We start from the raw sequence: 14,613 nt of genomic DNA, 5'->3' as shown, positions 1-14,613 counted from the left end.
CCAGCATCGTGCGCTCGCTGCTGGCAGTCTCCTCCGGTGCCCTGGCCGCCGCCCTGGTACTCGTCTCCTGCGGGGCGGGGGCGCCCACCGCGCCCGCCCCGGGCGACCCGGCGTCCGCCCCGCCGAGCGCGACGGGGCTGTTCGTGGACCCGCGCAGCGCCGCGGCCGACCAGGTCGTCCGGTGGCGCGACGAGGGCCGCGACGCCGACGCCGACCAGATCGAGAAGATCGCCTCGCAGCCGTTCCCGCACTGGGTGAGCGGCGACGTCGCCGCGGCCCAGGCCGACACGAAGGACTACGTCGACCGGGCCACCGCGGCCGGTGCGCGCCCGCTGCTGGTCGCCTACAACATCCCGCACCGCGACTGCGGCAGCTTCTCCGGCGGCGGCGCCCCGGACGGCGGCTACTACCGGAACTGGGTCACCGAGATCGTCCGCGGGCTGGGCGGCACGACGGCCACGGTCGTCCTGGAGCCCGACGCGGTGCCGCACGAGCTGTCCGGCTGCGTCGACGGCGACCTGCGCGACGAGCGCTACCAGCTGCTGTCCGAGGCGGTCGCGACGTTCAAGGACGCGGGCGCCCGGGTCTACGTCGACGCGGGCAACCCCGGCTTCATCAGCGACGTCGACGCCCTCGCCGGCGCGCTGGAGCGTTCCGGGGTCCGCGCCGCCGACGGGTTCGCCCTCAACGTCGCCAACTTCTACCCGACGCCGCAGGTGGTCGCCTTCGGTCGGCAGCTCTCCGACCGCCTCGGCGGCGCGCACTTCGTCGTCGACACCAGCCGCAACGGCCAGGGTGTCGCCGACGAGGCGTCGTTGGGCGGGGTGCCCGCGTTCTGCAACCCGCCCGGTCGCGGGCTCGGGGCGGCCCCGACCACCGAGACCGGCGACGACCGCGTCGACGCACTGCTGTGGGTCAAGCGCCCCGGCGAGTCCGACGGGGCCTGCCGTCCGGGGGAGCCCGCCGCCGGGCAGTGGTACCCCGAGTACGCCCTCGGGCTCGCGCAGCGCCAGGCCGGCTGACCCGCCCGGCACGGCCGCTCGGTGCCGGCCGCCCCGGACCAGCTCCCGCGCCGTGCGCACGACGATCTGCGCGTCGAGCCAGAGCGACCAGTACGCGATGGAGTGGTTGTCGTGCGGGACGCGGTCGGCGATCGAGGTGCACCGCGCAGCCCGGAGGTCTGGGCGAGCCCGGTGAGCCCGACCGGGACGCGGTGGCCGGCGGTGTGGCGCTCGTGCTCGCTACGACCTGAACTGATCCGCGACGGCCATGACGTATTCGCCGTAGCCCGAGCCCGCCTGCTGCGCCCCGAGGGCGTGGCAGGCGGCGGCGTCGATGAAGCCCATCCGCAGGGCGACCTCCTCGACGCAGGCGATGCGGATGCCCTGGCGGTTCTCCAGGACGCGGACGTACTGGCCGGCCTCCATCAGCGACTCGTGGGTGCCGGTGTCGAGCCAGGCGAAGCCGCGTCCGAGGTCCTGCAGACGGGCGCGGCCCTGTTCGAGGTAGGCGCGGTTGACGTCGGTGATCTCGAGCTCGCCGCGGGCCGAGGGGGTGATGCGCGTGGCGATGTCGACGACGCGGTCGTCGTAGAAGTAGAGGCCGGTGATGGCACGGTCCGAGCGGGGGTGCTCGGGCTTCTCCTCGATCGAGAGCAGGGTGCCGTCGGGGGCGGCCTCGCCGACGCCGTAGCGCCGCGGATCCCGCACCGGGTAGCCGAACAGCACGCAGCCCGCGTCGCCGGAGGCGACCTCGGCGGCGCGGCGACGCAGCAGGTCACCGAACCCGGCGCCGTGGAAGATGTTGTCGCCCAGCACGAGCGCCGACGGCCCGCCGCGGACGTGGTCGGCGCCGATGACGAACGCCTCGGCCAGGCCGTTGGGGTGCTCCTGGGCGGCGTAGGTGATCTGCAGGCCGAGCCGGCCGCCGTCGCCGAGCAGGCGCTGGAACCCGGGCAGGTCGTGCGGGGTGGAGATGAGCAGGATCTCCCGGATCCCGGCCAGCATCAGCGTGGTCAGCGGGTGGTAGATCATCGGCTTGTCGTAGACCGGCAGCAGCTGCTTGGACACCGCCGCGGTCAGGGGGAACAGCCGGCTGCCGGTGCCACCGGCCAGGATGACGCCCTTCACCGGGCGATCCCGAGGTGGGCGCCGAGCCCGTCGCGCCAGGGCGGCATCGTCACTCCGGCGCGGGTCGCGCGGGACAGGTCGAGCACCGAGTTCGCCGGTCGGCGCGCCAGGTGCGGCCTGTCCGCGGCGTACTCGGCGGTCGACACCGGGCGGACGTCGCCGGGATCGCGGCCGCAGCGGGCGAACACCTCCCGGGCCAGTCCGTGCCAGCTGACCGGCTCGCCGTCGCCGGTCACGTGGAAGGTGCCGTGCCGTCCGGACCCGGCCAGCACGAGCAGCGCCGCGGCCAGGTCGGGGGCGAACGTCGGCCGCCCCACCTGGTCGTCGACGACGGCGGGGGACACTCCGTCGTGGGCCAGCCGCGCCATGGTGGCGACGAAGTTGCCGCCGTCACCGACGACCCAGCTGGTCCGCACGATCACGTGCCGCTCCGGCAGCGCCGCCCGTACAGCCAGCTCCCCGGCTGCCTTCGACGCGCCGTACACCCCGAGCGGGGACGGCGGGGCGTCCTCGGGCACCGGACCGGGCGCGGTGCCGTCGAAGACGTACTCGGTGGAGACGTGGACCAGCAGGCAACCGTGCTCGCGGGCCGCCGCGGCCAGGTGCGCGGGGCCCGCCGCGTTCGCCCGCCACGCCGCGCCCGGTTCGGTCTCCGCCCGGTCGACGGCGGTGTAGGCGGCGGCGTTGACCAGCACGTCGACGCCGGTGAAGTCGTGCGCGGCGACGGCGTCGGCGTCACCGATGTCCAGCGCCGCACGGTCGAGTGCCACCGCGCCGGGCAGTGCGGCGACCAGCGCCCGCCCGAGCTGCCCGTTCGCCCCCAGCACGCACGCGCGCACGCGCCCACCTCCCGATCGTCGGGGCCGACTCTGACACGCTGGCGGGGCCGGACAGTGAGCGGGGAGGGCACGTGCGCATCGTGGTGACCGGCGGGGCCGGGTTCATCGGGTCCTGTTTCGTCCGGGAGGTGCTGGGCGGGGAGCACCCCGAGCTGGCCGGGGCCGGGGTGACCGTGCTCGACGCGTTCACCTACGCCGGCCGGATCGAGAACCTCGCGCCCGTCGCCGACGACCCGCGGCTGACGGTCGAGCGCGGCGACATCCGTGACCCCCGGCGCGTCGCCGAGGTGCTCGACGGCGGTGCCGACCTGCTCGTGCACTTCGCCGCCGAGACCCACGTGGACCGCTCCATCACCGGCGCCGCGGACTTCGTGACGACCAACGTCGTCGGCACCCAGGTCCCGCTGCAGGCCGCGCTGGACGCGGGCGTCGGCCGGTTCGTGCACGTCTCCACCGACGAGGTGTACGGCTCGATCGCGTCGGGCTCGTGGCCCGAGACCCACCCGCTGGAGCCGAACTCGCCCTACAGCGCGGCGAAGGCGGGCAGCGACCTGCTGGCGCGCAGCTACCACCGCACCCACGGCCTCGACGTGGTGGTCACCCGCTGCTCGAACAACTACGGGCCGTACCAGTTCCCGGAGAAGGTGATCCCGCTGTTCACCACCCGGCTGCTCGACGGCGGCACCGTCCCGCTCTACGGCGACGGCCTCAACGTCCGTGACTGGCTGCACGTCTCCGACCACTGCCGCGGGATCGTCCTGGCCGCCACGGCGGGCCGGGCCGGGGAGGTCTACAACATCGGCGGCGGCACCGAGCTGACCAACCTGGACCTGACCCGCGCGCTGCTCGCCGCCGTCGGCGTGGGGGAGGACCGCATCGAGCGGGTCGCCGACCGCAAGGGGCACGACCGCCGTTACTCCGTGGACTGGTCGAAGATCCGCGACGAGCTCGGTTACACCCCCCGGGTGCCGTTCGACGAGGGCCTGGCCGCCACCGTGGCCTGGTACCGCGACCACCGGAGCTGGTGGGCGTGAAGGCGACCCCGCTGTCGATCGAGGGCGCCTGGCTGTTCGAGCCGACCACCTTCGCCGACCGCCGCGGCTCGTTCACCGCTCCCTTCCAGGGCCCGGCGTTCCGCGAGGCGCTCGGGTTCGACCTGACCGTCGCCCAGACCAACCAGTCGGTGTCGGCGCGCGGGGTCGTGCGCGGCGTGCACTACGCCGACGTGCCGCCCGGCCAGGCCAAGTACCTCTACGTGGCCACCGGCGCCGTCCGCGACGTCGTGGTGGACCTGCGGGTCGGGTCGCCGACGTTCGGGCGGGTCGAGGCCGTCGACCTCGACGCCGCCTCGATGCGGGCGGTCTACCTGTCCGAGGGGCTCGGGCACGCCTTCCAGGCGCTCGCCGACACCACCGTCGTCGGGTACCTGTGCTCGACGTCGTACACCCCGGCGGCCGAGCACGGGATCAGCCCGCTGGACCCGGCCCTCGCGCTGCCCTGGGCCGAGGGGGTCGAGCCGGTGCTGTCCGACAAGGACCGTGCCGCGCCCACCCTGGACGAGGCCCTCGCCGCGGGCGTCCTGCCGGCCTGGGAGAGCTGCCGCGCCCGCCTGGCGGAGCTGCGCGGGTAGCGGCTCAGTTCCCGGCCCACCCGGACCGCACCGCGAAGTAGGCCCGGACGAACGGGTCCCGCGCCGCCCCTTCCGCGACGAGCGCCGCGCGGTGCTGCGCGACCCCGCGCGTCTCCGCGTCGATCTCCGGCGGCAGGACGTCACCGGCGAGGTCGGTGAGCCCCAGCAGCGCGAGCAACAGGCCGTCGTGCCCGCCCGGCGCCGTCTCGGTGACCAGCAGCGACGCCAGCCGGGTGCGCAGCGCCCGGGCCGGCTCCGGGTCCTGCTCGGTGAGCAGCACCCGGCGGAACAGCCCGAACCGGCGGTACTCCTGCGCGGCGAGGACCCCGTCGGCGACCAGCTGCCCCACGGCGCCGCCCGCCGAGCCCGCCGGGGTCCGCGCGAGGTGTGCCGCGGTGGCGGCGACGGCGTGCGAGCCGGTGTCGGTGCCGTCCCGGGTCACCGCGGCCAGCGCCGCGGCCAGCGCGGGGTGGTCGGGCTCCCCGCCCGACGGCGTCACGGTGTCGCCGCCGTCGGGGCCGTCCCCGCCGTCGAGGTGCAGTGCACCGGCGTCGACCAGGTCGCGCACCAGCGCGACGGGCAGGACCCGCCCGTCGAACCGGTCACCGATCCGGCCGGTCGAGCGGTCGAGCCCCAGCAGGAGCAGTTCCTCGGCCAGCAGCAGGGTCCGCACGGCCGAGGACGTTAGTGCCGGCGCGACACCTCGGCGTCACCGGGACGCACACTGCCCGACGTCTGCGACAGCCCGTCCGGGGCGGCAGCTAACCTCCGGCCATGTCGGAGAACACCACCCCGCTGAAGCTGTCGGTCATCGGGTGCGGCTACCTCGGAGCCGTGCACGCGGCCTCGATGGCGGAGCTGGGCCACGAGGTCGTCGGTATCGAGGTCGACGTCGCGAAGGCGGAGTCGCTGGCCGCGGGCCGGGTCCCGTTCTTCGAGCCGGGCTTCGAGGAGCTGCTGCGCCGGTCGCTGGACTCGGGGCGGCTGTCGTTCTCCTCGGACATGGCCGACGCCCGGGGCGCCGCGGTGCACTTCGTGTGCGTCGGCACCCCGCAGCGTCGTGGCGAGTACGCCGCGGACCTGACCTACGTCGAGGCGGCGACGGCGTCGCTGATCGAGGTGCTGGGGCCCGGCGAGCTGGTCGTCGGCAAGTCCACGGTGCCGGTGGGCACGGCCGCCCGGCTGGCCGAGCAGGTCGCCGCCCGCGTGCCGGGTGCCGCGCTGGCGTGGAACCCCGAGTTCCTGCGCGAGGGCTACGCGGTCCAGGACACCCTGCACCCGGACCGGCTCGTCTACGGCGTCCCGTCGCTGTCCGGCGCGGACACCGCGGTGGACGCGGAGAAGGTCCTGGACACCGTCTACGCGCGGATCGTCGCCGACGGCACGCCGAAGGTCGTCACCGACTACGCCACCGCGGAGATGGTCAAGACCGCCGCGAACTCCTTCCTCGCCACCAAGATCTCCTTCATCAACGCGATGGCCGAGCTGTGCGAGGCCACCGGCGCCGACGTGAAGCAGCTCGCCGACGCGATCGGCCACGACGACCGGATCGGCCGCAAGTTCCTCAACGCCGGGCTCGGCTTCGGCGGCGGCTGCCTGCCCAAGGACATCCGGGCGTTCATGGCTCGCGCCGGCGAGCTGGGCGCCGACCAGGCGCTGACGTTCCTGCGCGAGGTCGACAACATCAACATGCGGCGCCGGATCCGGATGGTGGAGCTCGCCCGTCAGGTGTGCGACGACTCCCTGCTCGGCAAGCGGATCGCGGTGCTGGGCGCGGCGTTCAAGCCCGACTCCGACGACATCCGCGACTCCCCGGCGCTGAACGTGGCCGCGCAGCTGCAGCTGCAGGGCGCGAACGTCCGGGTGACCGACCCGCAGGCGCTGCCCAACGTGCGGCGGCACTGGTCGCAGCTGGACTGCGTCGACACCCCGGAGGAGGCCGCCGAGGGCGCCGACGCCGTCCTGCTGCTGACCGAGTGGAAGCAGTACCGCGAGCTCGACCCGGGCTCGTTCGGGAAGGTCGTGAAGACCCGCCGGGTGCTCGACGGCCGCAACGCCCTGGACCGCGAGGCGTGGGAGTCCGCGGGCTGGACCTACCGCGCGCTGGGCAGGCGCAACGTCTGAGGCCGGCCCGCCGCGCGGGCTCCGGGGCCCGCCGTGCGGTAGAACGCAGGCGTGACCTCGCACCCCGTCCTCGCCGGATCGGACCGCGCGGCGTTCGGCTCGCTGCAGCGCGCCTCGACGCCCCGCGCCGAGCGCTACCGCATCGGCAAGGGGCTGCGGAAGGTCGCGCCCCGGTCCGGGCTCGCCGAGTGGTCCGCGCAGCTGCGCCGGGCCGACCCGGTCGACGTCGTCGAGGCGCAGAACGCCGGGCGTGTGCACGAGCTCGTCCCGCTGCGGATCCAGCGGATGACCGCATCCCCGCACGCGTTCCTGCGCGGCGCCGCCGCCCTGCACGCCGCGGACTTCGCGGTGCTGCCCGAGACCGGCGTGCACCCCGTCATCTGCGGCGACGCCCACTTGGGCAACTTCGGCTTCTACGCCTCGCCCGAGCGCGACCTGGTCTTCGACCTCAACGACTTCGACGAGGCCCACCCCGGCGCCTGGGAGTGGGACCTGCGACGCCTGGTGTCCTCCACCTGGGTCGCCGGCCGGGACTCCGGCGCGACCGAACAGCAGTGCGGCGAGGCCGCCGCCCGCTGCGTGACCTCCTACGCCGAGCACCTGCGCCACCTCGCCGACGAGCCGCTGCTCGCCCGCTCGTTCGACATCATGGACATCGACACCCTGCGCTCGGACGCCGACCACAAGACCTCGCGCCGGGTCATCGACAAGGCCGCCGAACGGGCGCGCCGGCGCACCAGCGACCGTGCGCTGCCCCGGTTCGTGACCGAGGAGGGCGGTGCGCGGCGGATCGTCACCGAGCCGCCGCTGATCACCCACCCCGACGGCGAGCACACCGCGCGCATCCTGGCCGCCCTCGACGGGTACCTCGCGACGCTGCCGCCGCACTGGAGCCGGATCCTCGGCGGCTACCACGCCGTCGACGTCGCCCACAAGGTCGTCGGGGTCGGCTCGGTCGGGCTGCGCGCCTACCTCGTGCTCTGCGAGGGCTCCAGCCCCGACGACGTGCTGTTCCTGCAGCTCAAGCAGGCACGCCGGTCGGTCGTCGCGCCGTGGGTGCACGGCGGCGAGGCCTGGCACGCCCACCAGGGCCAGCGGGTCGTGGAGTACCAACAGGCCCTGCAGACCGTCTCCGACCCGCTCCTGGGCTGGACGACGATCAACGGCCGCCAGTACTACGTCCGCCAGTTCCGTGACATGAAGGGCGCGATCGTCCCCGACACCCTCGACGCCCCCGCGCTGGCCGACTACGCCGACGTCTGCGGCAGGCTGCTCGCCAAGGGGCACGCTCGCACCTCGGGGGCGTCGATGATCGCCGGCTACCTGGGGAAGGGCGGCAAGGTGGCCGCGGCGCTCGCGACGTTCGCCAGGGCCTATGCCGACCAGACCGAAGCCGATCATGACGCGCTGGTCCGCGCGGTGCGGTCCGGGCGGCTGTCGGATCGGACACCTGAGCAGGTGCCGGGCACGGCGATCGGCTAGGTTCTGGCCCCGTGACCGTCGTCGAAACCCTGCTGGTCTTCGTGGTCGCGCCGGCTGTCCTGTACTTCGCGATCTGGGGCTGGATCGCGGTGCGGAACCGGAGCAACCGCCCCCGCTACAACGCGGGTGACCCCTGGCCGTACGAGCCGCTGTTCTGGATCGCCGAGCCGTCCGCCGCGGGGCACCACGCCGCGCATGCCGGACACGGCGACACCGCCCCGTCCGAGGGCGGCGACACCCGAGGAGGTACCGGTGGCAAGTGGTGACCTCGCCGTCTTCACCGGCAACGAGGAGGACCTGCCCGAGGGGTCGGTCGTCACGAACTCCGGTCGCCTGTCGGTGGCCGAGAACTTCGTCGAGCCGTCCGCGGCCGCGCACCCGTTCACCCCGGTGCAGCTGACCCGCCTGGACGAGGCCCTCTACCTGGCCAGCCGCGAGACCGGCCTGCGGTTCGCGCTGTACCTGGGCGACCTGGGTGCCGACGCGCGGGCCACCGCGGTCGACCTGCACGGGCGCGTCGACGACCACGAGGACGCGGTGCTCGTCGCCGTGAGCCCCGAGCAGCGCCTGCTGGAGATCGTGACCGGCGCCGAGGCGAAGGTCCGCCTCCCCGACCGCGGCGCCAAGCTCGCTCTCATGAGCATGGTCGCGTCCTTCAAGGAGGGCGATCTGTTCGGTGGAATCCTGTCCGGACTGAGGATGCTGGCGGACCAGGCCGGCAGTCGCCCCTGAGCTGGGGTTTCCCATCCGGTGGACACCCGGGCGGACACCCGGTCGCGTCCGTGGACAGTGCGGCGCCCGCGTGTCCGTCACTCGCGGGCCACCACGATCGGCGCAACGGCTCTAAGGTGTCCCCCATGGTGCCCAGCGGGAGGACCGAGCGGTGAGCGGCCCCACCGGCAGCCCGATCCTGATCGTCGACGACCACGAGCTGGTCGGGTCCGCTCTCGCCCTCAACCTGCGCGCCGAGGGCGAGGACGCGACCTTCCAGCCGGTCCGCTCCGCCGCTGCGGTGCTGGAGCACGCCCGGCGCGTCACACCCGGGCTCATCGTGCTCGACCTCGACCTGGGGCGTGACCCGGAGGGCAACCGCATCGACGGGGTCCGGCTCGTCGGCCCCCTCTGCGAGGCGGGCTGGCGGGTGGTGGTGCTGTCCGGCAGCTCCGACGCAGGCCGGGTCGGCGCCGCCCTGGACGCGGGCGGGTTCGTGTTCGTCCCCAAGAACGCGCCGTTCCCGGCGTTGCTCAGCGCCATCCGCGAGGCCCACGCCGGGCGCTCGATCATGCCGCCGGGCCGCCGCGAGCAGTTCATCCGGCTGCACCGCGACCGGGAGCACGAGCGTCGCGACCTGCACGAGAAGCTGGGCAGGCTCACCCAGCGCGAGCGCGAGGTCCTCGCCCTCCTGGCGGGTGGCAAGCGTGCGCAGTCGGTGGCCGACCATTTCGTCGTCTCGCTGGCGACGGTCCGGACGCAGATCCGCGCGGTGCTGACCAAGCTGGAGGTCGGCTCCCAGCTGGAGGCCGTCGCGCTCTACCGCAAGGCCGCCGGGATCTGACCCGTTCGGCCCACAACGCCGCCACCGAACGTCACCGAGAATGACGAGTCCTATCATCGCAATCTCATCAGTCCGGCGACATCTTCGGAGCGGAGGGGACGTGGCGTCCGGTTTCCTCGGCGCGCTCCTGGGCCCGCAGCGGCGGGCCCGGTTCCTGGCCGGACACCTGACCGACGTGCTCGTCGTCGCGGTCCTGGCCGTCCTCGTGGTGGCGGTGAGCCGCCCCGCGGTGGTCGACGGACGGATCGACCTGTCCGACGCGACAGCGGTGCTCACCCTCGTGGCGGCCGCGGTCGGCTCGGCGGCGGCGATCGTCGCGCTGGTGACGGGGCGGCTGTCCGGAGACCCCCGTCCGTCGTGGTTCGGGGCCGCCCTCCTGCTCTACGGCGTCGTGCTCCTCCCGCTGTCCGCACTGGTCCTGCCGCAGTACCCGGCGGGCACCCCGCGGCTGGCCGTGCTGACCATGTTCGTGATCAGCCTGTGCATCCTGGTCGCCGCGCTGCGGCCGCCACCGGCACTCGGGGCCTGGGGCGGCTGGGCGCTGGCCGCGGTCGCCCTCGTCATCGGCGGGGTCGTCGCATCGCAGGCGGAGAGCCCGTTCACCCGGATGGTGGCGACCTCGCCCCTCTACTCGATCGTGGTGCAGAGCGGCTGGGCGCTGGTCGCGGTGCTGTTCCTGCTCGACGGCTACCGGCGTCCGAGCCGGATCCGGGCCCGGATGGGGCTCGGCCTGCTGATCGTCGCGGTGTCGCAGCTGTACCGGGCGATCGTGCCCGGCCAGGAACCGACGGACGGCCTGGTCTACCCGTCGCTGCGGGTGCTCGGGATGGGCGTGGTGCTCACCGCGCTGCTGACCATGGCGTTGCGTGCGGTCACCCAGATACAGGACGACTACGACCAGCTCCAGGAGACCCTCGGCGAGGCGTCGGCGCTGCTCGAACGGGCCACCGGCCAGACCGCCGAGCGCGACCACGAGCTGCGCAACGGCCTGGCGGGCCTGGCCGGCGCCGCGCAGCTGCTGACGACCCGCCCCGGTGACGACCCGCAGGTCGCCCGGATGCGGGAGGCGGTGCTCGCCGAGCTGAACCGGCTCCGCCAGATGCTGCAGACCCCGGTCACCGTCGAGGACGCGGTGGCCGGCCCGATGGTCGACGGGCGCGACGCCGCCCTGCTCGACTACGGCCCGGCCTACGCCGCGGTCACCCCGGCGCCGGGTGCGGGCCCCGGCGGCGAGCACGACGTCGGGGAGGCCCTGCGCACCCTGGTGGACCTGCGCGATGGCCGCTGCATCACCCTCGACACCCAGGACGACCTGCCCCCCGTCGCCGCGCCCGAGTCGCTCACCCGCCAGGTCGTGACGAACCTGCTGGCCAACTGCGACCGGCACGCGCCCCGGACCCCGGTGGTGGTGCGGGCCCGCCTCGCCGACGAGCCGGGTCTGGTCGCCGTCGAGGTCCGTGACCACGGCCCCGGCCTGCCCGACGGGCAGGAGCAGCTCGAGATCGTCCGCGGGCGGCACGACGAGGCCGCCGGCGGCTCCGGGCTCGGACTGCACATCAGCGCCCAGCTCGCTCGGGAGCACGGCGGCACCCTGGTGCTCCGTACGGTGGACGCGCCCCGTGGCTGTCTTGCCGTGCTCACACTTCCGGTGGCCCGCTGATCGGGTGGCGAGATGTCCACGACCTGCCGTTCCGTCCACGGCAGGTCTTTTCGTCGCCGCGAGCCATTCCCAGGCGCCCCACCCGATCTCATACTGGTGACGCAACGGCACGGTGCGATGACGCGATGGTCGTCCGCGCTGCCGTTCGCCGGCACGAAGGAGGTCACCATGGCGCACGAGAACGACGGCACCGACCGCAGGACCCCCGCCACCCCCACGGCCGCGGTCCTGACGCCGCCGACGGGCCTGGAGCCCGTCCCGGCGCTGCCCCGGCCGCGCACACCGTCCGAGCCGAAGACCCCGGCCGGTCCGCCCGCGCCCGTCGTCCCGCAGCTGGGACTGTGCACCTGCGGTCACCCGGAGGACCTGCACGACCACTACCGACCGGGCACCGACTGCGGCAGCTGCGGACCGCGTGTCTGCGCCGGCTTCCGCCCGGCCGACGAACCGGCGTCGACGAACCCGCTGCGGCGGTGGCTGCGCCGCCGCTGACCACACCCCGACACACGAACGGCGCCCCGGGAGCACGGACTCCCGGGGCGCCGTCGTGCGTGGGTCAGGGCTGCTGGACCGCGGTGGTCCGCTCCGGGGCAGGGGTGGCCTGACCGTCGAACTCACGGGCGGCCAGCGCGCGCACGATCCCGGCGCGCCCCTCGGACACGAGCCGGCGCAGCGACGCCGGCTTGGACTCGTCGGCGAGCCAGGCGTCCGCCGCCGCGACGGTCGGCTCCGCGACCGCCCAGGACGGGAACAGTCCGACGACGACGTTCTGCGCCAGCTCCGAGGTCCGGCGCGCCCACACGCCGTCGATCTCGTCGAAGTAGCGCTGGACGTAGCCGTCGAGCAGCCCGGGGCTCACCGTCGCCAGTGCGGGGTGGGAGAACCCGGAGATCGCCGACTCGTTGATCGCGTTCGGCAGGGAGTCGTCGTGCACGGCACGCTGCCACGCCCGCTCCTTGGCCTCCGCGGTCGGGATCAGCGCGCGGGCCCGCTCGGCCTGCCGCGCCCCGGTGGAGGTGGCGTCACGATCGGCCTCCTCGGCGATCTCGGTCTCCCCGGCCTTCCCGTGCGCGACGAGCGCGTGCAGCAGCCGCCAGCGCAGGTCGGCGTCGACGGTCAGCCCGTTCGGGACGTCGACGTCGAGCAGCCAGCCCGTCATCCGGTCCAGGGTGTTCTCCGGCAGCACCGAGGCGGTCAGCGCGTTGACCACGGCCAGCTGGACGTCCGATCCGGGCGGGGCGGTGTCCAGGCGGAACCGCAGCGCGTCGGTCAGCAGCGGCCAGCCGCGGCCCCGCGCCCACTCCGGGGTGCAGTACGACGCCGTCGCGGTCTGGGCCTGCAGCAGCAGCCGCGCCGCGACGCCGATCTCGGACTCGTTGTCGAACCCGCCGGCGACCAGGGTGACGAAGTCACGGGCCTTCAGCTCGGCCTCACGGGTCATCTCCCACGCCGAGGACCAGCACAGCGTGCGCGGCAGCGACTCGGCGATGTCGCCGATCCGGTCCACCAGGGTCGCGAGCGAGCCCGGGTCCAGGCGCAGCGCGCAGTAGGTGAGGTCGTCGTCGTTGACCAGGACGAGCTTGCCGCGGGACAGCCCGACCAGCTCCGGGACGGCCGTGCGCTCGCCGGAGATGTCGAGCTCGACGCGGTGGGTGCGGACGAGCTTGCCGGTCTCCGGGTCGTCGTCGTAGACGCCGACGGCGATCCGGTGCGTGCGCAGCTCACCGGCACCCGGCCGGGCGCCGCCCTGCACGACGTCGAACGAGGTGAACGTCCCGGCCTCGTCGACCCGGAACGACGGGCGCAGCAGGTTCAGGCCGGTGGTGCGCAGCCACTGCGCGCCCCAGTCCGACAGGTCCCGGCCGGACGCCTTCTCCAGCGAGCCCAGCAGGTCGTCGAAGGTGGCGTTGCCCCAGGCGTGGGCGGCGAAGTAGTCGCGCAGCCCGGCCAGGAACGGCTCCAGGCCGACGTAGGCGACGAGCTGCTTGAGGACCGACGCGCCCTTGGCGTAGGTGATGCCGTCGAAGTTGACCTCGACCGCCTGCAGGTCCGGGATGTCCGCGGCGATCGGGTGCGTCGAGGGCAGCTGGTCCTGCCGGTAGGCCCAGGACTTCTCGAGGTTCGCGAACGTCGTCCAGGCGCCCGTGTACTCGGTCGCCTCGGCCTGGCACAGCACCGACGCCCACGTCGCGAACGACTCGTTGAGCCACAGGTCGTCCCACCAGCGCATGGTCACGAGGTCGCCGAACCACATGTGCGCCATCTCGTGCAGGATCGTCTCGGCGCGCCGCTCGTAGAGCGTGCGGGTCACCCGCGACCGGAAGACGTAGTCCTCCAGGAACGTGATCGCGCCGGCGTTCTCCATCGCACCCGCGTTGAACTCGGGCACGAACAGCTGGTCGTACTTGCCGAACGGGTAGGTCACCCCGAAGTTGCGGTGGTAGAAGTCGAAGCCCTGCCGGGTCTCGGTGAAGATCCGCTCGTGGTCCATGTGCGGGGCCAGCGAGGCGCGGCAGAAGATTCCCAGCGGGATCTCGGCGTGCTCGTCGCGATAGGTGTCGTGCCAGCTCGCATACGGCCCGGCGATCAGCGCGACCAGGTAGGTCGAGAGGATCTCGGTCCGCTCGAAGCGGTGCACCCCGCCCTCGACCGTCGCCGGGGCGTTGGAGATGACCTTCCAGTCCTCCGGTGCGGTCACGGTGAGGGTGTAGCGGGCCTTGAGGTCGGGCTGGTCGAAGCAGGGGAACAGCCGCTTGCAGTCGGCCGTCTCGAACTGCGAGTAGAGGTAGACGGCCTGGTCGACGGGGTCGACGAAGCGGTGCAGGCCCTCACCGGTGTTGGTGTAGAGCCCGGTCGCGACGATCGTCAGCTCGTTCTCCGCGGCGAGACCGGGCAGCGCGAGGCCGTCCTCCTCGGTCCACGCGGCGGCGTCGAGCTCGGTGCCGTTCAGCGTCGCCGAGGTGATGCCGTCGCCGACCCACTCGATCCACGTGCTCCCGCCGGGCTCGGCGGCGGTGAAGCGCACCGTGGTCGTCACCGCGAACGTCCGCTCGGAGGGGGCTCCGGCGCCGTCGGTCAGGTCGATCGTGACGTCGTAGGTGGAGACGTCGAGCAGCGCCGCGCGCTCCTCGGCCTGGGCACGGGTGAGGTTGGGCGGGGTCACGTCGTTCGGGGTCCTCTCGGGGGAGTGGTGT

14 protein-coding genes are annotated in these 14,613 nt (G+C 73.9%); 10 read left to right on the top strand and 4 right to left on the bottom strand.

What is annotated here, in order from left to right:
• Positions 1-8: 8 nt before the first annotated feature.
• Entirely contained in the window at positions 9-1,022 is a 1,014-nt protein-coding gene (locus tag ATL51_RS10470) for a glycoside hydrolase family 6 protein (protein WP_208622967.1), read from the top strand.
• A 219-nt stretch (positions 1,023-1,241) separates the two neighbouring features.
• Here the strand turns inward: ATL51_RS10470 and rfbA are convergent, their stop codons facing one another.
• Together rfbA and rfbD are read right to left on the bottom strand one after the other, a co-directional pair.
• Positions 1,242-2,129 carry a glucose-1-phosphate thymidylyltransferase RfbA gene (gene rfbA / locus ATL51_RS10465; protein WP_073575549.1) on the bottom strand — a complete coding sequence of 296 codons (888 nt, stop codon included), beginning with the start codon at positions 2,127-2,129 and terminating at the stop codon, positions 1,242-1,244.
• Entirely contained in the window at positions 2,126-2,968 is an 843-nt protein-coding gene (gene rfbD, locus ATL51_RS10460) for a dTDP-4-dehydrorhamnose reductase (RefSeq protein ID WP_100878508.1), read from the bottom strand. Before rfbD ends, rfbA begins: the two co-directional genes overlap by 4 nt.
• 71 nt (positions 2,969-3,039) lie before the next feature.
• Here rfbD and rfbB point away from each other — a divergent pair, with 71 nt between their 5' ends.
• Entirely contained in the window at positions 3,040-4,002 is a 963-nt protein-coding gene (rfbB, locus tag ATL51_RS10455; protein ID WP_100878507.1) for a dTDP-glucose 4,6-dehydratase, read from the top strand.
• The gene (locus ATL51_RS10450; protein WP_100880626.1) at positions 3,999-4,598 is read left to right on the top strand and encodes a dTDP-4-dehydrorhamnose 3,5-epimerase family protein; all 600 of its coding nucleotides are present in this window, start codon (positions 3,999-4,001) and stop codon (positions 4,596-4,598) included. Before rfbB ends, ATL51_RS10450 begins: the two co-directional genes overlap by 4 nt.
• Positions 4,599-4,602: 4 nt before the next feature.
• Here the strand turns inward: ATL51_RS10450 and ATL51_RS10445 are convergent, their stop codons facing one another.
• Complete coding sequence (locus ATL51_RS10445; protein ID WP_073575552.1) at positions 4,603-5,271, bottom strand: GPP34 family phosphoprotein; 669 nt, start codon at positions 5,269-5,271, stop codon at positions 4,603-4,605.
• Between the two features lie 101 nt (positions 5,272-5,372).
• Here ATL51_RS10445 and ATL51_RS10440 point away from each other — a divergent pair, with 101 nt between their 5' ends.
• The 7 genes from ATL51_RS10440 (at position 5,373) to ATL51_RS10410 (ending at position 11,911) form a co-directional block, all read left to right on the top strand.
• A complete protein-coding gene (locus ATL51_RS10440; RefSeq protein WP_208622966.1) occupies positions 5,373-6,722 on the top strand; it encodes a UDP-glucose dehydrogenase family protein in 1,350 nt (449 codons plus the stop codon).
• Positions 6,723-6,773: 51 nt separating this feature from the next.
• Positions 6,774-8,204, top strand: a complete 1,431-nt coding sequence (locus ATL51_RS10435) for a DUF2252 domain-containing protein (RefSeq protein ID WP_100878506.1) — start codon at positions 6,774-6,776, stop codon at positions 8,202-8,204.
• Positions 8,205-8,215: 11 nt separating this feature from the next.
• A complete protein-coding gene (ctaJ, locus tag ATL51_RS10430) occupies positions 8,216-8,470 on the top strand; it encodes an aa3-type cytochrome oxidase subunit CtaJ (protein WP_062397046.1) in 255 nt (84 codons plus the stop codon).
• A complete protein-coding gene (locus ATL51_RS10425) occupies positions 8,457-8,936 on the top strand; it encodes a DUF5130 family protein (RefSeq protein ID WP_073575554.1) in 480 nt (159 codons plus the stop codon). The genes ctaJ and ATL51_RS10425 overlap by 14 nt, the downstream gene beginning before the upstream one ends.
• Before the next feature lie 151 nt (positions 8,937-9,087).
• On the top strand, positions 9,088-9,759 hold the full coding sequence (locus ATL51_RS10420; protein ID WP_100878505.1) for a response regulator transcription factor: 672 nt from the start codon (positions 9,088-9,090) through the stop codon (positions 9,757-9,759).
• Between the two features lie 100 nt (positions 9,760-9,859).
• Complete coding sequence (locus ATL51_RS10415) at positions 9,860-11,419, top strand: sensor histidine kinase (protein WP_157818308.1); 1,560 nt, start codon at positions 9,860-9,862, stop codon at positions 11,417-11,419.
• Positions 11,420-11,536: 117 nt separating this feature from the next.
• Entirely contained in the window at positions 11,537-11,911 is a 375-nt protein-coding gene (locus ATL51_RS10410) for a hypothetical protein (protein ID WP_100878503.1), read from the top strand.
• A 64-nt stretch (positions 11,912-11,975) separates the two neighbouring features.
• Here the strand turns inward: ATL51_RS10410 and pepN are convergent, their stop codons facing one another.
• Complete coding sequence (pepN, locus tag ATL51_RS10405) at positions 11,976-14,582, bottom strand: aminopeptidase N (protein ID WP_100878502.1); 2,607 nt, start codon at positions 14,580-14,582, stop codon at positions 11,976-11,978.
• Positions 14,583-14,613 lie beyond the last annotated feature (31 nt).

Origin of the sequence: Pseudonocardia alni, from assembly GCF_002813375.1 — a bacterium.
GTDB classification, from domain to species: domain Bacteria; phylum Actinomycetota; class Actinomycetes; order Mycobacteriales; family Pseudonocardiaceae; genus Pseudonocardia; species Pseudonocardia alni.
This window is presented reverse-complemented; position numbering and strand designations above follow the sequence as displayed.